Below are 18,851 nucleotides of genomic sequence, written 5' to 3'. Positions count from 1 at the left end.
ATGGAAGAGCGGCAGCGAAGTTTTCTGCTTCGGCTCCTTGAAGCCCCAAGCCCCTCAGGCTTTGAGGAGCCGGCAGCCCGGGTGTGGCGTGCTGAAGCCGAAAGCTTCGCCGATGAGGTGCTCGTAGACCACAATGGTAACAGCATTGCGCGATTGCGCGGCGACGGCCCAGTCGTTATCGTCGAGGGGCACATCGACGAGATCGGGCTCATGGTTTCATATATCGACGATCAGGGCTACATTTGGTTCCGCGCAATCGGTGGGTGGGACGACCAGATTTTGACGGGCCAGCGTGTGCGCATTCTGACGAAGAGCGGCCCAGTCATTGGTGTCATTGGGCGAAAGCCCGCCCATCTGCTCAGCGAAGAGGACAAAGGCCGGGCCAGTCGTATCAAAGACCTGTGGATCGATATCGGCGCGCGAGACGGCTCAGAGGCGCGTTCCCTGGTTACCATTGGCGATCCGATTGTGATCGAGCAGCCACCAGTATCGCTGCTCAACAATCGGCTGGTCGCCCGTGGAATTGATAATCGCATTGGTGCGTTTATCGCGCTCGAAGTCTTACGGGCGCTGAGCCATGATCGGCCGGCAGCCGATATCTACGCAGTTGCTGCGGTCCAGGAGGAGATCAGCTTCCTGGGGGCTCGCACCAGTGCCTTTGCGCTGAAGCCGACAGTTGCCGTCATTTTTGATGTCACCCATGCGACAGATCATCCCGAGGCCGACAAGCGTGGCGGTGGCGATGTACGCATCGGCGGTGGCCCAGTGCTCGACCGTGGTTCGATGGTGCATCCGGGAGTCTTCGCTCGACTACAGGCCGCCGCTGCCGCCCTTGATATCCCGGTTGCCCTGTCAGCTGCGCCAGCGCGCACTGGCACCGATGCGGACGCGATTGCCCCAGCGCGTGCGGGCATCCCTTGTGGGCTTGTCTCGATCCCTAACCGCTATATGCATTCGCCCAACGAGCTTATTAGCCTCGATGATGTCGATCGCGCGATCCGCCTGGTGGCCCAGTTTGTTCGCGATCTTGGCCCCAACCCTGATCTGACTCGCCGCTAACCACGCGAGCTGGGCGTGCACCGAGCGTATCGCTCTATGACATTGCCCGGTGCACGCCCAGCGTTTCTCAGTTGGAGAGGCTGACTGCACATTGTCGGAGAGCGAGGGCGTGCTAAGCCCAATTGCCCTCGCTCGATGATCCTGTTCCTCACCATCCTGCTGCAGTGCGGGATGGCCTTGACCAAGCGTGTTACGGGCGCGCGAACGGCGAGCGCTCGCGGTCGAGCTGTTCCCAGTTATCGAGTTGCCGTCGGAGTTGTAAGAAATGCAGGACAGCGTTGCGGGTCAGCCAGCCGATCAGCGTATGCCCTTGCACAACTGGCACCTGGTGAATATCGCGTTCGACCATCGCCTCGAGCACAGTCTCGAGGTCGGTATCGGGCGTGGCCACGATCAGGCGCTCCCACGGTGTCATGAGGTCACGCACCTGACGGGTCGCCCATTCATCACGAGGAGCGTGGCTGACGTCCGTAATCGTGACAATACCGACAAGGCGGCCGTCCTCAACGACCGGGAAACTGCGCGTGTTGTAACGCAGGAGCGCATCGACCAGTTCGTCAATCGTTCGGTCTGGCTCGATCGCCCATGGTGCTGGTGCCATCACGCGACCAACCGTAATGCCCTCGAACCAGCGTCGTACCAAGAGCTGTTGATAGGCCTGCTGGGCAGCGTTTTGGAGAAACCAGCCGATGGCCACCAGCCAAATCCCTTGCAAGGGGGCTCGGAACGCAAGGAAAATGCCGATGGCGATGAAGAGAAAGCCAATGCCAATGCCGATGCGTGATGCAATCCGGGTACCGCGGTAAATGCTGCCAAGTGCCCCCCACAAGATGGCCCGCAGGACGCGCCCACCGTCGAGCGGATAGGCGGGGATCAGGTTAAAAGCCACAAGAAGCAAGTTTGCGTATCCCAGATAATGGAGAATCGCTCCGGCAGGCTCGCTGACCGGATTGACCAATGGCCAGCTTAGTAGCCCAAGGATGCCGATCACGAAGCTGACAAGCGGGCCTGCGATGGCGATGGCAAACTCATCGGAGGCGCGGCGCGGCTCGTCCGCAATTTGCGCAACGCCGCCAAAAATGAAGAGCACAATGCGCACGACACGAATGCCGCGTGCCTGGGCAACCAGTGAGTGGCCAAGCTCGTGGGCGAGTACGGAGGCGAAGAGGAGAAGGCTCGAGATCGCGCCGATGCTCCAATAGAGCCCTGGTGTCCAATCGGGATACCAAAGGGGAAACACGCCCGCAGCAAGCGAGTACGCCAGCAGGGCGAAGGCGATCAGCCACGTGTAGTGGATGCCGATCTCAATGCCACGAATGCGTCCAAGACGGAGTGATGCTTCCACGGTACCCCTCAACTGCCCGCAAAACCAGCGTCTCACTTGAGAGTATTCCACGTCTGGCCGGGACAGTGTGCATCAAGCAGGCTGTGGCGGCGTTGGCCGTTTGATCTCATCGACTTCCGGCGTATTGGCAATCATCTCCACGAGTTGCTCCCAGAGCGCGCCCCGCTTGGCCTCTTCGGGCAAGGTGCTCAACCGCAGGTACGCTGCTCGCCCATTTGGGAAGACGAGCGTTGGCGTACCGAAGACGCCGTAGTGCTGGACTCCCTCTTCATGGTCACGTGCGAGCGCGGCAAGCGTTGCCTGCTTGAAGGCGCGGTCGAACGCGTCGAGATCGAGTTCCGCTCGCCGGGCTGCTTCAAAAATCGTTTCGGGATCGGCTAAGTCACGCCGCTCTTCGTGGCGAAGGCGGAGCAGCGCGCGGTGGAAGCGCCGGAACGCTTCATCGCCTTGTTGCCGAGCCGCTTCTGCCCCCTTCCACGCAAGCCGGGTGCGGCTTGGAACATCGTCGGGCTGCTCCCAAAGCTTCCAATCCGGGCCAAATCTCTGGTTTACCTGTTCAAGGGAGAAGTAGCGCCAGTGCACGACAAGCGACGGATCATAGTGTTCCTGAAGCCAGAGCAGGAGCATTGACGCCCGATAGACGTAGGGGCAGAGATAATCGAACCAGACCTGCACGTCATGCCATTGTGCCATCCTCGCTCCCCTTTCTCACCTAGCCAAACGCCCTGGTGTGGGGGGCTATTCCCCTACCGTCCCGGATCGTGCGGCTAGACGCTGGCAGACATCGTGCCAGGCTGCTAAGACCTGACGCCGCGTCTCTTCGATTGTCCCACTGTTGTCGATCACCCGCGTTGCACGACGCACTTTCTCTTCCTGTGGTGGCTGGGCGTGAATGCGCAGTAGTGCCTCTTCTCGGGTGAATCCGTCACGGGCCATGAGCCGGGCAAGCTGCTGCTCGGGATGACAGGTGACGACCCACGTCTCGTCACATTCAGCGGCTAAGCTGGACTCGAACAACTTGATTGCGTCGATAACCACCACGGGCTTGTCGCTTGCAGCAATCCATCGGCGAATGCGCTCAGCAATCCGTGGGTGGAGGATGGCTTCCAGCCGGCGGAGTTGCTCTGGATCACGGAACACCACGGCACCGAGTGCTCGACGATCGAGTGTGCCGTCGGCTCGAAAGACACTCGAGCCGAAGGCTTCGCGGATTGCTTCCAGGGCCGGTTCTCCCGGCGCTGTAACCTCACGCGACACCTGGTCAGCATCGATCACATCGGCTCCGAGTTCCGCAAGCATGCGGAGAACCAACGACTTCCCACACGCGATGTTGCCAGTTAATCCAATGCGATACGGCCGTTGCTGCTTGCTCATCGAGCGCTATCCTGCCCTTCGTCTTCCTCAAGCAATGCTTCCCAGTGTGCGTAGGCATCGTGGAGCGCTGTTTCGGTGCGCTCGTAGGCACGTTGGAGCTCTTGCAACTCCTCTACATTCTGACGAGCGCTTGCCTCGGCGAGTGCGTCGGCGAGGTGCTCAAGCTGTGCTTCAAGTGCAAGGATGCGTTCTTCGGCATTCCGCAATGCTCTGGCACGCTCCCGTGGCGAACGCGCTGACGGGGTGGGTGGCCGAGCGCTCGGCCGCGACGTTGACGCCGCAGTGCTCGCCACAGTGCGAGGTGATCCGGCAGGCGCTGGCGTTAGCGACAGTGCTCCTTGTTCAAGCAATGTCGAGTAGTTGCCCAGGACGATGCGCACCGTTCCGTTCTCGATCAGCCAGAGTTTGGTTGCAAGCCGGTCAATGAGATAGCGATCGTGGGAAGCGAAGATGAGCGTGCCAGGAAACTCGTCCAACACGGTTTCAAGCGCTTCTCGACTCGGTAGGTCAAGGTGATTGGTCGGCTCGTCGAGGAGGAGGGCATTGGCTCGCGTCTCGACGAGCAAGGCAAGTGCAAGTCGACTGCGTTCTCCTCCACTGAGCACGCCCACCGGCTTGAAGACATCGTCGCCTCGGAAAAGAAAGGCGGCTGCGAGCGCTCGTGCTTCGTCCGGCGAAAGCGTAAGACGGCGGCAGAGCAAGTCGAGCACCGTTTCCTCTGGGTCGTCCACGGTCCACTGTTGGGCAAAGTAGGCCGGGGCGACATGATAGCCGAAGCGGATTTCCCCCTGAAGCGGCCGAATCTCTCCGACGAGTGTGCGGAGCAAGCTGGTTTTGCCTGAGCCATTCGGGCCGAGCAGTGCAATCCGTTCGCCGCGTTGCACTACAAGCGGTGGAGTACGGAGCAAGACGCGCGGTTCTCCTGTGCTGATATAGCCAATCGTGAGCGGGCTACTTTCGAGCACAATCTGGCCACTCCGGTACTGCTCTTCGAGTTGAAGTCGCAATCGTGGCGCTTCGCGTGGGGGTTCGATGCGTTCGATCCGGGCTAGCCGTTTCGCTCGGCCGCGAGCCTCACGGGCGCGTTGCCCCGCTCGATATCGCTGAATAAAGGCTTCAAGCTTGGCGATTTCGGCCTGCTGGGCCTCGTACGCTGCCTGTTGCTGCTTAATGCGCTCGGCTCGTAGCGCGACGTACTGGGAGTAATTGCCAGAATAGCGCGTGATAGTGCCTTGCTCAAGCGCCAGGGTCTCGGTTGTAACGCGATCGAGCGTGTAGCGGTCGTGTGAGACAAGGACGAACGCACCAGGCCACTGCGCAAGGAAACGGTCTAGCCAGGTGAGCATAGCGAGGTCAAGGTGGTTTGTTGGCTCGTCGAGGAGGAGCAAATCTGGAGCGGCCAAGAGGGTGCACGCAAGCGCCAGTCGCGTTCGCTGGCCGCCACTCAGGTGGTCGACAGGGGTTTCCCACATTGCCTGAGGGAATCCAAGGTTGGCTAAGACTTCCTGAATCTGTCGTTCGAGTTCAAAGCCCCCGGCTGCTTCGAACCGCCGGCTCAGCTCGTCAAAGCGCATGGCAAGCTCAGTATATGTCTCATCGTGCGCGGTTGCCAGTGCTGCAGCAACGGCTTCAAGCTCGTCATGCAGTTCCTGGACTGCCGCAACGGCTTGCTCAGCGGCCTGCCGCACCGTCAGCGCACCAGCAAAGTCTGGTAGCTGTGGCAGATAGCCGATCCGCAGTCCACGACGGCGAATGATCGCCCCCGCATCGGGTTCCAGCTGACCAGCGAGGATCGCAAGTAGCGTGCTCTTCCCTGCGCCATTCGGCCCTACCAAGCCAAGGCGGTCGCCGTCGTGCACAGTCAATGTAACGTCGTGGAAAACCTCGTATGCCCCAAACTGTTTGCTTATCCCCTCGACATGCAGAAGCGGCGTCGCCATATTGTTTTCCTTCGCCAGTACTCGGATATTATCGACACAAGCGTGGCTGACCGTATTCCTGCCCCAACTGTGGCAGTGCGCTAAGCGTAGCGAGTTTGCTCTCTCGTGGGTAGCGTCATCCACTATAATCGCCCTGCTTCGCACGGGCGATGGTGAAGCGGGCAGACGAGAGTAGAAAGGCAAACCAGTGGCTGAATTCCAGGAGATTTGGCCGATAACCACGGCACGTCACGTGGATGGCCATCTTGTCATCGGTGGTGTGTCCCTGCCAGCGCTTGCTGCTGAGCATGGCACGCCGCTCTATATCTTTGACCTTGCCACGATTGATATGCACGTGCAGCGGTATCGCGACAGCTTACGCAGTTATCCAGCAGAAACCCGACTTGTCTATGCGGGGAAAGCGTTCCTGTGCGTTGGTTTGCTGCGTCACTTCGCTGCTCAGGGTCTCTGGCTTGATGTCGTTTCAGGTGGTGAGCTTGCCATCGCCTATGCTGCTAGCTTCCCTGCTGAGCGCCTTGTGTTCCATGGAAACAACAAGACGGAAGAGGAACTCCGCTTTGCTCGACAGCGTGGCATTGGGATCGTCGTCATCGACCACCAAGCCGAAGTTGAGCTCCTTGGACAGCTCTGGGCTGATGCCCCACAACCGCTGTCTGTGATGGTGCGGCTCAACCCTGGGGTTGAAACCGATACGCATGCCTATCGTCGTACCGGCCAGCTCGACTCCAAATTTGGCTTGCCGATTGCAACCGGTGCAGCGGCCCAGACCGTTGCAGCGGTGTTGGACCAGCCGGCACTCAGACTTGTTGGCTATCATGTCCATCTCGGCTCCCAGCTTTTCACCAGTGAACCGTATCGTGTGGCGATTGAGCGGCTTGCGGATTTTGCGCAGGCAATGGCTGCGCAGCACGGCGTTGTGCCGAACGTGATCAGCCCAGGTGGTGGGATCGGGGTGCCAGCAATGCCTGACGATCCATCAGTCGACATAACTGCGGCCGTCAGGGAGATTGTCCGCGCAGTTGCCGAGAATTGGAAGCGGCGAGGGCTTCCCCTACCCGCGCTCGCGCTCGAGCCTGGCCGCTCGCTCATTGCGCAGGCGGGTGTCGCGCTCTATCGTGTTGGCGCTATCAAGCAGATACCAGGTGTTCGTTGCTATGTCAGTGTTGATGGTGGCATGGCCGACAACATTCGCCCTGCGCTCTATGGAGCGCGCTACACGGCGACATTGGCCAATCGCGAAGGGGAGGGCGAACAGATCGTCACAATCGTCGGCAAGTACTGTGAATCGGGCGACGTGCTTATCCGCGATCTGCCATTGCCGCCAGTCAAACCGGGCGATCTTCTCGCTGTTCCCTCCACTGGCGCATATTGCCTTGCCATGGCGAGCAATTACAATGGTGCGCTGCGGCCAGCGGTCGTTGCTGTGCAAGATGGCGCGTGGGTGCTTTGGCAGCGGCGTGAAACATTTGACGACATTCTCCGCCGTGACCCTCTTGCATAACCCGATCAATCTTTGTCAAACTCTTGAAGACTTCCGCGTGGCGTAGTATGACTGGCTCTGCCGCCAGATGAAGGCCCGTGCGTTGGTCGACCGAGTGGAGAGGAGACGGTGGCCAAGGTCAAGCAGCAACGACGTGATGCCCAAACGTCACGCGCAGCATTCGCTCAACCGCAACGAGATAACCACCCTTTGACCGTCGAGGCACTTGCTGAGGCGGCATTACAGGGGGGGATGCTTTCGCGTGATCAGTTGCTGCAACTCAGCTCACAGATTTCAGCAAGCGAGCTCGATGTGCTCCTCGGGCAACTGGCAGCGAGCGGCGTCATGATTGAAGAAGTTGAGGACGCGCTCGGCCGCCCTGAGGCGCTTGCCGAACTCGATGATGCCGCCGAAGTCTGGGCCGACGATGAGTTGATGTCGCTCGTCGCCGACGATCCCGTTCGTCTCTATCTCATGGAAATTGGCCATTATCCCCTCCTAACGGCAGAGCAAGAGTTGGCACTCGCTCTTGCTGTGGAATTGCGCGCACACTTACTCGCCGTTGAAGCGACTTGTCGGCAGGCACAGCATGCCGTCGTGTCGGAACGCGTGCTTACAATGCTCTGGGAGCAGTTTTGGAACGCGTGGCCGCTCGTTCGCTCCTTGCTTGATGCGGTATCACCAGAGTATGCAATCACATCGCCGGAAGAGGTCTTCCGGCATCTCTTCCCATTTACGTGGATTCCAGCGGAGGTTGTCGCCCACTGCGCCGCACGGTGGAAGCTGTCCCCAACCGACTTTGAGGAACGCATACGCTGTTGTCGCTTGACGTTCCTCCTCTTGCCGCAGGATTGGCAGCGCGCTATTACCCCCGCCGCGCTCATCTCCCAGACGCCGCCGTCTCTGCCGCCCTTTCCCCCAGCTGTAGCATTGCACCGACATTGGCAAGTCATTCACCAGCATGGTGAACGCGCTCGCCGCCAGCTCACCGAGTCGAACCTGCGGCTTGTTGTCAGTATCGCCAAGCGCTATCTCGGCCGCGGGCTGAGCCTCCTTGACTTAATCCAGGAAGGCAATCTCGGCTTGATCCGCGCTGTTGAGAAATTCCAATCACATAAGGGCTTCAAGTTTTCGACGTATGCTACCTGGTGGATTCGACAGTCGATTACTCGAGCGATTGCTGACCAGGCACGCACTATCCGCATCCCGGTGCATCTGATCGAGACGATGAACCGGCTGTCTCGCCTCTCGCGCCAGCTTGCGCAAGAGCTTGGCCGTGAGCCAACAACGCTCGAGCTTGCTACGGTTGCTGGCATGCCCGTTGAACGTGTCCGCGATCTGCTGCAGGCGGCGCAAGAACCGGTCTCGCTTGAAATGCCGGTCGGGCAGGAAGAGGATGCTACACTTGGAGAATTCATCGAAGACGAGCGCGTGCTCACACCGCCTGAGGCCGCGGCGCTCACGCTCTTGCGCCAGCACTTGCAGGAAGTACTAAGCACCCTGAACGAGCGTGAGCGTCGCGTGCTCGAATTGCGGTTTGGACTTGATGATGGCCGTATCCACACGCTTGAAGAAGTTGGTCGTGCCTTCGGCGTGACGCGTGAGCGCATCCGGCAGATTGAGGCCAAAGCGTTACGAAAGCTGCGGCACCCGTCACGCAGTCGACTCTTGCGCGACTTCCTCGAATAGCCATGTCATCCCGTATCATTGATGAGATGCGAAAACGACGCACATGGTGCGTCCTGTCTAAGGGGTGTTCATGCTGTACGACACGGCACGGATTTTTGTCAAAGCTGGCAATGGAGGAAGCGGCGCTGTCAGCTTCCGCCGTGAGAAGTACGTTCCTCGTGGTGGCCCAGACGGCGGAGACGGCGGCCGAGGGGGGAGTGTCTATCTCCGCGTTGATCCCTCGCTCAATACGCTGCTGCCATTTACCTATCAGCAGCACTATCACGCAGAAAATGGCGAACCAGGGCGTGGCAAGAATCAGACTGGTCGCAACGGCGCTGATCTCTATATCCCTGTTCCACCGGGGACAGTCGTCTACGATGACGAGACAGGAGGGCTCATCGGTGACCTGGTTGAGCCCGGGGAGACACTGTGTGTTGCGCGTGGTGGCATCGGCGGACGTGGCAACCAGCACTTTGCCACCCCTACCCGCCAAACACCACGGTTTGCCGAAAAAGGAGAGCCAGGTGAGGCGCGCTGGCTGCGTCTGGAGTTGAAACTCCTGGCCGATGTTGGCCTCATCGGCTTGCCCAATGCTGGCAAGTCAACGTTACTGGCCGCATCAAGCGCAGCTCGTCCAAAGATTGCCGATTATCCTTTCACCACCCTTGAGCCGGTACTTGGCGTGGTTTCGATCCCAGGGCGTGACGGCGGTAGCTTCGTCATGGCCGACCTGCCCGGCTTAATCGAAGGGGCTTCGCGCGGTGCTGGCCTTGGTTTCACGTTCCTGCGGCACATCGAGCGTACACGCTTGCTTGTCCATGTCATTGATGGATCGGGAGGCCTTGAGGGACGTGACCCGCTCCAGGACTTTGAGGTCGTCAATGCGGAACTTGCCGCCTACTCACCAGTCCTTGCCGGCAAGCCACAAGTTGTTGCGATCAACAAGCTCGATCTGCCAGAAGCACAGGAACAGCTTCCGCGCTTGCGCGAAGCGTTGATGGCCCGTGGATACGACGTCTTTGCGATCTCAGCTGCAACTGGCCAAGGCGTTGGCGAGTTGTTGCACCATCTCTGGTGGACGCTGCAGCGTTTGCCACGACCCGAGGCGGAGCGCGTGCCACAGCGGCGTGTGTACACCTTGACTGCCGAGCGGCCGGAGGCATGGGAGGCTGAACGTATCTCCGCGCATCACTTCGTCGTCCGTGGTCGCCGGATTGAACGCCTCACCCACATGACTGACTTCAGTAATCCCGAGGCTGCTGAACGCTATCAGGCGATGCTGAAGAAATGGGGTATTGCGCACCGGCTTGAGCAGCTTGGCATTCAGCCCGGTGATGTGGTGCATATTGCTGAGCATGAACTTGTCTGGGACGAAGCGGCACTGGAAGCTGAACGCCAGTTGCAGCATCGCCGGCGGACGAAGCGTGAGCGCTTGGCGGCGCGGGCTGCACGCCGTGCTGGCTCAGACGATGAATCTGCGTGGGAGACTGGAGTGGACGAATCGCCTGAAGCTGATCTGCACGAGGATACCCAGTAACGCCAGCTTAGTTCGCAGTGAGCGTATGGCCGTCTTCGGCAGCCGTCGTCGCTTCGCGGCGCACGTCATAAACATCCTTAATGCTCTCGAGCTTCTGCATAATCCGGCTCAGTTGCTGGACGCTGCTGACCTCGAGAGTCATCAGGATGGTCACCGTACGGTCAGGATGAACGCGAGTCATGACGGAGAGCGCGTTCAGCCCCTCATCCGCGATTTGCGTGGTCACATCACGTAAGAGACCGACGCGATCCCAGGCCTCGATGCGGATGGTGACTGGGTAGTGCTGTGCCGAGTCACCCCATGAAACAGGGATAATCCGCTCTGGCTCACTCGTGTGCACGATGTTGTGACAGTCAGCGCGATGCACCGTGATGCCACGGCCGCGTGTGACGTAGCCGACGATCGGATCGCCGTAGACGGGTTTGCAGCAGTTCGCCAACCGCGTGTAGATATCGCCAATGCCGGTCACCCGTAACGCTGGCATCGGTGTGGCTGGCGAGACGACACTCGAGCTCAGTGCCTTGCGGTCCTCATGTTCGGCAATCCGAGCTGCAATCTGCTGAAGGTTGACGGCGCCGTACCCGATCGCTGCCAGAAAATCATCGAGCTTTTGATACCGTGGGAAGAGCTTCAACACGTCTTCTGGTTTGAGGTCAACGCCGAGACGCCGCAACTCCTGCTCAAGCAAATGCCGCCCCTGAGCAATATTTTCTTCGCGCTGTTGCCGGCGGAACCACTGTCGGATCTTCTCACGGGCTGACGCTGTCGTGACGTATCCGTTCCCAGGAATCAGCCAGTCGCGACTCGGCCCAATCCGCGTCTTCGACGTCATGATCTGCACGACTTGGCCGTTCTGGAGCTTGTAATTGAGCGGCACAATTTGCCCGTTAACTTTGGCACCAACGCACTGGTGGCCAACTTCCGTGTGGATGCGATAGGCAAAATCGACCGGCGTTGCTCCTGCTGGTAACTCGATGATGTCGCCCTTCGGCGTAAAGACATAAATCATCTCTGGGAAAATATCGGTCTTTAACGACTCGACAAATTCCTGCGCGTCGGCAATTTCATCACGCCATTCGAGTAACTGCCGGAACCAGGCGATCTTGGCCTCCAGCGAGGGGTCAGGACGCATCCCCTCCTTGTAGCGCCAGTGGGCTGCAATGCCATACTCGGCGATCTGATGCATCTCGTGGGTTCGGATCTGGACTTCGAGCGGAATGCCGCGTGGCCCAATCACCGCAGTATGAATCGACTGGTAAAGGTTCTGTTTCGGTGTTGCAATATAGTCGTCGAATTCCCCAGGAATCGGGTGCCACATACTGTGAATGACGCCTAGTGCGGCATAACATTCCTGCTTGGTATTCACGATAATCCGAATACCTAAAACATCATAGATCTCGTCAAATGTCCGGTTCTTTTGGCGCATCTTGCGCACAATTGATGTAATGTGCTTCTCGCGTCCAGTTACTTCTGCTGGGATGCCAGCCTCGTCAAGGGCACGCTTTACCTGGGCAATCACTTCCTGAAGATACTGGTCACGGTCCTGGCCACGACGGTCCAGCGCCTGGACAATCGCCTCATAGGTCTGCGGTTCCAGGTACTTGAGGGAGAGGTCCTCGAGTTCAGCTTTGATCTGGCCGATGCCCAACCGGTTTGCCAATGGTGCGTAAATCTCCATCGTTTCCTGGGCAATGCGCAGCTGCTTGGGCCGTGGCAGCGCGTCGAGCGTGCGCATGTTGTGTAACCGGTCAGCGAGTTTGATCAAGACCACGCGCACGTCTTCAGCCATGGCAAGGAACATCTTGCGCAGGTTCTCAGCTTGGCGCGCCTTTTCTCGTTCGTCGTCAAGTGTTCCACTGCGCCATTGGATCCGGCTCAATTTGGTGACGCCATCGACCAGTTTCGCAATGCGCTCGCCAAACTGGTCTCGCAGTTCATCAAGGGTGACAGCAGTATCTTCAAGGACGTCATGCAGGAGTGCTGCGGCCAGCGTTTCGTGGTCGAGTTGCATTCGTGCCAGAATGAGTGCGACGGCAAGCGGGTGCATAATGTATGGCTCGCCGGAACGACGCACCATCCCCTCGTGTGCCTGGGCCGCGAACTCGTACGCGCGCCGCAAGAGACTGAGATCACCTTGCGGTATCACCTCACGAAACGCTGGCTCAACCTCGTCCCAGGTTGGCGCGTTGGTATTGGGATGATCAGGTACGTCGGCAACCACTGGCTCGGGCGCCGACTGTGGTACTGGCATCGTCATGGCTGCTGGAACCTTGCCTTCGTCGGACGTGTACACGTACGGCGCTGGTCCGTGTGCTTCTCTCCCCAATTGTACTGCGTCAACCTTATCCTGTTCCGCATATCTTCACTTGCAGTTTACAATCAAACGAAGAAGAACTGATGCGCCCACACCGGAACTGTTTCCCCAGTCGCGGTGGCGAGCGCAGGAAAAGGGCAGCGGAGAGAGAAAGTGGGGCTTCCATGTCAGCTCTTCAACCATTGAATCGCACAGCCCTTGTCGATCGACTTGCCAGCGAGCCGTTTGATGTGCTGGTCATCGGTGGTGGCATCACTGGCGCTGGCGTCGCGCTGGACGCTGCGGCGCGTGGCTTCCGTGTCGCACTCGTCGAACGCCGGGACTTTGCCAGTGGCACAAGCCGGTGGAGCACCAAGCTCGTCCACGGTGGGATCCGCTACTTGCCACAGCTCGATATCGCTCTGGTCCGCGAAGCCTTAGTCGAGCGAGGTCGGTTGCTGCGGTTAGCGCCTTATCTCGTTGAGCCATTGCCGTTCGTTCTGCCTCTCTATCGCTTCAATCGCCATCCGCTCGGGTTAAAGCAGACGCCGCCACCAGGCCCACTGCTTGATCTCTACATTCGCCTTGGTCTGACAGCCTACGATGTCCTTGCTGGCCGTCTCAATGTCGGTCGGCATCGCCGCTTGCGCCGGGTTGAACTCGACCATCTTGCCCCCTTGCTCCGTCGTGATGGTCTCCTCAGCGCGTACATGTACTACGATGCGCGGACCGATGATGCGCGACTTGTCCTGAACGTCCTGCTGACAGCCGTGGCCCATGGTGCGGTCATCAGCAACTACTGCGAGGTGGTCGGATTTGAGCGGCAGCATGGCCGTTTGGCGGCGGCTCAGGTGCGTGACCTGCAGACCGGCCGCGAGTTCCTCGTGCGCGCTCGTGTCTTTGTCAACGCGACAGGTATCCATGGCGAGGACGTTGCGCGGTTAACCGGCGAGCCACCGCAGGTCTCGATCGCACCAAGCAAAGGCGTTCACCTCGTCCTGCCGCGCGAAGTCGTCGAGCTCGACGAAGCTGCAGTGGTTCTCCCCGAGACGCGCGACCGGCGCCTGCTCTTCATCGTGCCGTGGGGGCCACGCGTCATCTTCGGCACGACGGATACCGGATCAGGGCCACTTGATCAGCCGCTGCCCGATGATGCTGATGTTGACTATCTCTTAGAGCATGCAAACCAGTATCTGCTGCGACCGTTGACCCGGCGCGATGTCATTAGCGCCTACGCTGGCTATCGTCCACTCATCCGCCGCGGCATGGCAGAAAGCACAGCCCAACTCTCGCGTAATCATGAGTTGATCGATCATGGCAATGGCCTGGTCTCGATCCTTGGTGGCAAGTTGACAACATTTCGCAAGATGGCAGAGGAAACGGTTGATCTTCTTGCGACACAACTCGGTGGTTCAATGCGGCATGTCACACGGCGGTTGCCACTCATCGGCGCGCGAGGGCTTGTCGCTCGACGGGGTGATCTAAACCTGCGGGCCAATGCCCTTGGCATCGCCGGGTCGTTGCCGACGCTCATCCACGACCATGGTGTCTTAGCCGAACAGGTGTTAATACTGGCACAGGAGCAGCCAGCCCTTGCTGAGCCTCTGGTGCCTGGCTTGCCGTACCTGCAGGCGCAGGTTGCCTATGCCTGTCGCTACGAGCTTGCGCAGACAATTGACGACGTGTTGGAACGCCGCCTCTGGGTGACGTTTGCCGACTGGGAGCATGGGCTAGGAACGCTTGAGCGTGTTGCTGACATCATGGCGCACGAGTTAGGCTGGGACGCTGCTCGGCGGCAAGCGGAGATCGCAGCGTATCGGGCCCGAGTCCGGACGCTCTTCGGCAGTGACCGGGGCTTGGCAGACGACCTCAGCGCGGCGCGTGCAGCCTCGGCCGCTCCGGCCTAGTGCTCTGCTATCCTAGAGAACGTAGAGGCTGTGCAATAGCGAAAAGATTGGCGAACGAAGGGCGGGCGGAATCATGACGCAGAATCGGCTACTGCCTCCAGACGAAGCCTTAGCGATTGTTGAGCAAGTCGTGCAGCGTTTGCCAGTTGAGTATGTCCGGCTCGCTGAGGCAGCCGAGCGGGTCCTTGCTGAGCCCGTTGTTGCCCCTCACGACGTTCCCCCGTTCCCTGCAGCGACCATGGATGGTTTCGCCGTGATTCACGATGATGCCTCTCCCTGGCGCGAAGTCATTGGCGAAGTCTATGCCGGGCAAGCCGGGGATCTTGAAGTAACGCCTGGCACAGCCGTGCGCATTATGACGGGTGCGCCAGTGCCACGCGGAGCGGACGCAGTTGTGCCAATTGAGCGGGTTGAACTCCGCGATGACCACATTATCGTGCGCGATGTCGCGTTACGCGCCGGTGAAAATATTCGTCCAGTTGGAGCTGACGTCCATGCAGGTGATCGCGTCTTACCCGCAGGTACCGTGCTTGGCCCAGCTGAGCTTGGCGTACTTGCCAGTCTTGGCGTTGGTACTGTAGCCGTCGTACGCCGACCGCGGGTGAGTGTGCTGACGACGGGTGATGAACTTGTGGAACCCGGTGAGCCATTACGCCCTGGGCAGATTTGGGATTCGAATCGCCTGGTTCTCGCTGCGGCAGTCCAGCGCGCTGGGGCGGAACTCGTTTGGGCAGGACGCGCGCCGGATACGCCCGAGGCCTTGCGCGCAGTACTCGAGCAGCGTCTGGCAGAGAGCGACATTCTGTTGACAACTGGCGGTGTATCTGTTGGCGATCGTGACTTTGTCCGTGATGTGCTTGGTGAGATTGCTACGGTCTACTTCCGTCGGCTATTCATGAAGCCTGGCAAGCCGCTCCATTTTGCCACGGTTGGCAAGTGCGTGGTATTCGGTCTGCCAGGGAATCCTGTTTCGGCGCTCGTTGGCTTCGATATCTTCGTGCGCACTGCGATCCGTCGAATGCTTGGGCAAGAGCCAGCCCGGCCACAGACCGTGCTCGTAACCCTTGACCAGCCGGTACAGACGAGTGACCGCATCGAGTATCAACGTGGCATTGTCTGGGTCGGGGCAGATGGCAGGCTCTATGGGCGCAATACCGGGAATCAACAGTCGTCGCGCCTCGCGTCGTTTGTTGGTGCAAACGCGTACCTTGTTATCCCGCCGCGTGAAGGACCTTATGCGCCAGGCGAGCGCGTTGAGGCGATCGTCTGGGGAGCGTTGCGTTCTGCGCCTCCAGTGCCCTGAGCCGCTGCTCCGTGACCGAAGGCTGCTTGATAGGCTGCTTCACTGCCGACCCATACTTCCCCATCGTCATAGACTTCTTTCTTCCAGATGGGTGCGATCTGCTTGAGTCGGTCAATAGCGTAGGCACACGCAGCAAAGGCTTCGGCGCGATGGGGTGAGGCAACAGCGATGACAACACTTGCTTCGCCAACGTCGACCCGCCCAGTGCGATGCACAATGGCAACGTGTTCAATGCCCCAGCGCTCGGCAATTTCCGCAGCGATCTGAACGAAGCATGCCTCTGCTGCTTCGGCGTAAGCTTCATATTCGAGGTAGCGCACTGTTCGTCCACGGGCGTGGTTCCGTGTGGTGCCGACGAATGTGACAATCGCGCCAGCCTGAGGATCGGCAACAGCCGCACGAATTGCTTCCGGTTGCAGCGGCTCGTCCGTCACGCGAAAAGGTCCACCCCCGCCCGAGACAGGTGGAATCACGGCGACCTCGTCGCCGGGCTGTAAGACATGATCGGGGGAAACATACCGGCGATTGACCATGAGGAGCAACGCCCGGCCAAGGCGGGCCAGGGGAGGGCATTGTGCCTGGAGCGCTTCAAGCAACTCGCCCGCCGTTGTCCCCTCACTGATCTCCCGCTCTTCAACGCTGTGACCGCACAGTTCACGGGCAATGGCGAAGTAGCGAATCGTTACACGGATCACAGTTCGCTCTCCTTGAGTGTCGTCACCAGTGCTTGCTCTGGCAGCCCGAACGTCGCCAAAACCGTTCTTGCATGATGACGCTCGGTCACAAACGTAATCGTATCTCCTGCTTCAAGTCTTGTTTCTCCACGTGGCAGGAGCAGCGTTCCCCCACGGCGTACAGCGATAAGCAAGACATGCTTCGGCAATGAGAGTTCACGGATAGCTCGTCCGACTAAAGGCGAATCGGCTGGCAACGTTACCTCAAGCATAATACGATCGCTGGTCATCCAGTGCAGTTGTCGTACTGCTCGTCGGCTTGCCGCTCGGTACGTCTTCAGGATGCCGTCAGCGTGCAAAATACCGAGAACGGTTCCAGTGGCGTCGATGACCGGGAGCCAGTCGCGATGGCGTGAGAGAAGCACTGCCAGTGCTTCATCGAGGGGCATCGTTGCAGGGAGTGGATGAACTGCCTGCGTAATGTCTGCAACGCACCCTCTATCGGGATGTGTAGCAGCTTCATGGACCTCTTGCAACGTGACGACTCCAAGCAAGGTTCCATGTTCATCAATGACCAGTGCATCGGGAAGATGAGCAACTTGGAGTTGCCGTGCTGCGTCATTGAGGGGGGTATTACCGTGAAGCAGTAGCGGAGCTGGCTGGATGGCGTCACGCACAGACAGGCCGTGGAGGAGAGGAAAGGTGTACTGCAATCGATGCGCCGGGGAGTCGGCGCGTCGCGGGAGTTGACTGCGGTAGATCGTCTGTTGTCCAACGACAACGCTGGCTAGCCCAATCGCGAGCATTGCTGGTGCAAGCAGCGAGAGATTGCCAGTCATCTCGGCAACCATGAGCATGACCGCAAGAGGGGCGTGTGCGATGCTACCGAAGAGTGCCATCATGCCGACAATTGCATAGGGAGCCGGGCTCGCTGCTGCATGCCCGCCAACGAGGTCGAGGAGCCGCCACCAGGCGATCCCGACAAATGCACCGATCACAACTCCTGGACCGAAGATGCCCCCCGAGCCGCCTGAGCCAATGCTGAGTGCCGTAGCAAGAATTTTGAGCAGTGGCAGCGCGAGCAAGAGCCAGATCGGAAATTGTAGGGCAGTACTCGATTCCATACCTAGTTGAACCCACCCATAACCAGTGCCCAGCACTTGTGGGAACACGAGCCCGATGCCGCCGACGAGAAGGCCACCAAGCGCGGGCTTGGCCCACCGTGGAAGAGGCAAGCGGCCGAAAAGCCGCTGTACAGTGTAGAAACCAGTTGCGTATATCCGCCCGACGAGGCCACAAAGAAGGCCAAGCATGCCATAAGCAGGCAATTCACGCCATGACGTGAGGGCCAGATCTGGACGTGCACCGAAGATCGGCTCCCACCCAGCCCATGCACTGTAGATCGTGTAGCCGACGATGGAGGCAATAAGGGCTGGAAACAACGCTTCAACTTCGAAGTCGTGCAAGTAAAGGATCTCGGCGGAGAGCAGTGCTCCTCCGAGGGGAGCGCGAAAGATTGCCCCAATGCCTGCCCCCATACCAGTAGCCAGAAGAAGGCGACGATCGGTTGGCGATAGGCCGAGGGTCTCTGCAATCAGCGAACCAATACCAGCAGCAATTTGGGCCGTTGGTCCTTCACGTCCTCCCGATCCACCGGTGCCGATCGTAATAGCCGAGGCGATCACTTTGACTGGGATGACGCGCCCCCGAACCTTTCCGTCTCGAAAATGGAAGGATTCGATTGCTGCGTCCGTTCCATGTCCTTCAGCTTCAGGAGCAAGAGAGAAGACAAGGAGACCACTGAGGAGACCGCCAAGTGCTACGACAAGGGGGAGCTTCCATGAAACCGCGGAGCCGAGAGGTGGATGGTTGCCCTCAGCGAAAGGAGCCGGTGGTAAATAGCCGACAAGATGCCCGAGGAAGATAGCGGTGCTCTGCTCAAGCAGCCAAAAAAACCCAATTGCTCCGATCCCTGCTGCAATGCCGACGGCGGTTGCAAGCACGCTCCACCGGACAAGACCTTGTTCCTGCTGAATCCACGTCAACAAGCGCCGGTGGAAGTCCGTTGGCAATGCAATGTGGTCCACCTGCTCATCCTCCTGTTTGTTGTCTCTCATGGGCACCCCCGGCAGGATTCGAACCTGCGACATGCGGCTTAGAAGGCCGCCGTTCTATCCACTGAACTACGGGGGCGTATGCTCAGCCCACTCTCCCTTTTCTCAGCTTACTCAGTTCGTCTGCGCCTGACCACCTGCCCAAACCCTCTCA

Annotated in this window: 12 protein-coding genes, 1 tRNA gene and 2 pseudogenes; 7 read left to right on the top strand and 8 right to left on the bottom strand. The window is 59.4% G+C overall.

The genetic code is table 11. The annotated features are described in order from the left end of the window. Window positions 1-1,059, top strand: coding sequence for a M42 family metallopeptidase (locus N675_RS12970; protein WP_038040496.1), 1,059 nt, complete (start codon window positions 1-3; stop codon window positions 1,057-1,059). Between the two features lie 190 nt (window positions 1,060-1,249). On the opposite strand, the gene N675_RS12965 is transcribed toward N675_RS12970, so the two are convergent. The 4 genes from N675_RS12965 to N675_RS12950 all read right to left on the bottom strand — a co-directional run bounded on the left by N675_RS12965 (window position 1,250) and on the right by N675_RS12950 (window position 5,718). Next, window positions 1,250-2,404 carry a site-2 protease family protein gene (locus N675_RS12965; protein WP_038040493.1) on the bottom strand — a complete coding sequence of 385 codons (1,155 nt, stop codon included), beginning with the start codon at window positions 2,402-2,404 and terminating at the stop codon, window positions 1,250-1,252. Between the two features lie 72 nt (window positions 2,405-2,476). After that, the gene (locus tag N675_RS12960) at window positions 2,477-3,097 is read right to left on the bottom strand and encodes a DsbA family oxidoreductase (RefSeq protein ID WP_038040491.1); all 621 of its coding nucleotides are present in this window, start codon (window positions 3,095-3,097) and stop codon (window positions 2,477-2,479) included. Between the two features lie 45 nt (window positions 3,098-3,142). Beyond that, the gene (gene coaE / locus N675_RS12955) at window positions 3,143-3,778 is read right to left on the bottom strand and encodes a dephospho-CoA kinase (protein ID WP_038040489.1); all 636 of its coding nucleotides are present in this window, start codon (window positions 3,776-3,778) and stop codon (window positions 3,143-3,145) included. After that, window positions 3,775-5,718: an ABC-F family ATP-binding cassette domain-containing protein gene (locus tag N675_RS12950; RefSeq protein WP_038040487.1), complete on the bottom strand. Its 1,944-nt coding sequence runs from the start codon at window positions 5,716-5,718 to the stop codon at window positions 3,775-3,777. The genes coaE and N675_RS12950 overlap by 4 nt, the downstream gene beginning before the upstream one ends. Window positions 5,719-5,905: 187 nt before the next feature. On the opposite strand from N675_RS12950, the gene lysA reads away from it, so the two are divergent. The 4 genes and pseudogenes from lysA to obgE all read left to right on the top strand — a co-directional run bounded on the left by lysA (window position 5,906) and on the right by obgE (window position 10,406). Further along, complete coding sequence (gene lysA / locus N675_RS12945) at window positions 5,906-7,219, top strand: diaminopimelate decarboxylase (RefSeq protein ID WP_081887118.1); 1,314 nt, start codon at window positions 5,906-5,908, stop codon at window positions 7,217-7,219. Window positions 7,220-7,450: 231 nt separating this feature from the next. Then, window positions 7,451-7,699, top strand: a pseudogene (locus tag N675_RS14790) (sigma-70 factor domain-containing protein); the annotation flags it as partial. 465 nt (window positions 7,700-8,164) lie between these two features. Then, window positions 8,165-8,887: pseudogene (gene rpoD, locus N675_RS14785) on the top strand (RNA polymerase sigma factor RpoD); the annotation flags it as partial. Window positions 8,888-8,957: 70 nt separating this feature from the next. Next, complete coding sequence (gene obgE / locus N675_RS12935) at window positions 8,958-10,406, top strand: GTPase ObgE (RefSeq protein ID WP_081887116.1); 1,449 nt, start codon at window positions 8,958-8,960, stop codon at window positions 10,404-10,406. 7 nt (window positions 10,407-10,413) lie between these two features. Here the strand turns inward: obgE and N675_RS12930 are convergent, their stop codons facing one another. After that, on the bottom strand, window positions 10,414-12,663 hold the full coding sequence (locus N675_RS12930) for a RelA/SpoT family protein (protein ID WP_231578044.1): 2,250 nt from the start codon (window positions 12,661-12,663) through the stop codon (window positions 10,414-10,416). Window positions 12,664-12,884: 221 nt separating this feature from the next. Between N675_RS12930 and N675_RS12925 the strand changes: the two genes are divergently transcribed. Both N675_RS12925 and N675_RS12920 read left to right on the top strand, forming a co-directional pair. Next, on the top strand, window positions 12,885-14,606 hold the full coding sequence (locus tag N675_RS12925) for a glycerol-3-phosphate dehydrogenase/oxidase (protein WP_038040485.1): 1,722 nt from the start codon (window positions 12,885-12,887) through the stop codon (window positions 14,604-14,606). Window positions 14,607-14,679: 73 nt separating this feature from the next. After that, complete coding sequence (locus N675_RS12920) at window positions 14,680-15,909, top strand: molybdopterin molybdotransferase MoeA (protein WP_038040483.1); 1,230 nt, start codon at window positions 14,680-14,682, stop codon at window positions 15,907-15,909. Here N675_RS12920 and N675_RS12915 read toward each other — a convergent pair. From N675_RS12915 to N675_RS12905, 3 genes are all read right to left on the bottom strand, one after another. Beyond that, a complete protein-coding gene (locus N675_RS12915) occupies window positions 15,840-16,604 on the bottom strand; it encodes a molybdenum cofactor biosynthesis protein (RefSeq protein ID WP_338417756.1) in 765 nt (254 codons plus the stop codon). The genes N675_RS12920 and N675_RS12915 overlap by 70 nt on opposite strands. After that, on the bottom strand, window positions 16,601-18,670 hold the full coding sequence (locus tag N675_RS13885) for a chloride channel protein (RefSeq protein WP_051914750.1): 2,070 nt from the start codon (window positions 18,668-18,670) through the stop codon (window positions 16,601-16,603). Before N675_RS13885 ends, N675_RS12915 begins: the two co-directional genes overlap by 4 nt. Before the next feature lie 33 nt (window positions 18,671-18,703). Beyond that, window positions 18,704-18,776 (bottom strand) — tRNA-Arg (locus N675_RS12905). Window positions 18,777-18,851 lie beyond the last annotated feature (75 nt).

This window comes from Thermorudis peleae, assembly GCF_000744775.1.
GTDB classification, from domain to species: Bacteria; Chloroflexota; Chloroflexia; order Thermomicrobiales; family Thermomicrobiaceae; genus Thermorudis; species Thermorudis peleae.
Note: the sequence above shows the minus strand (reverse complement) of the source record. Positions and strands in the feature narration are given on the sequence as shown.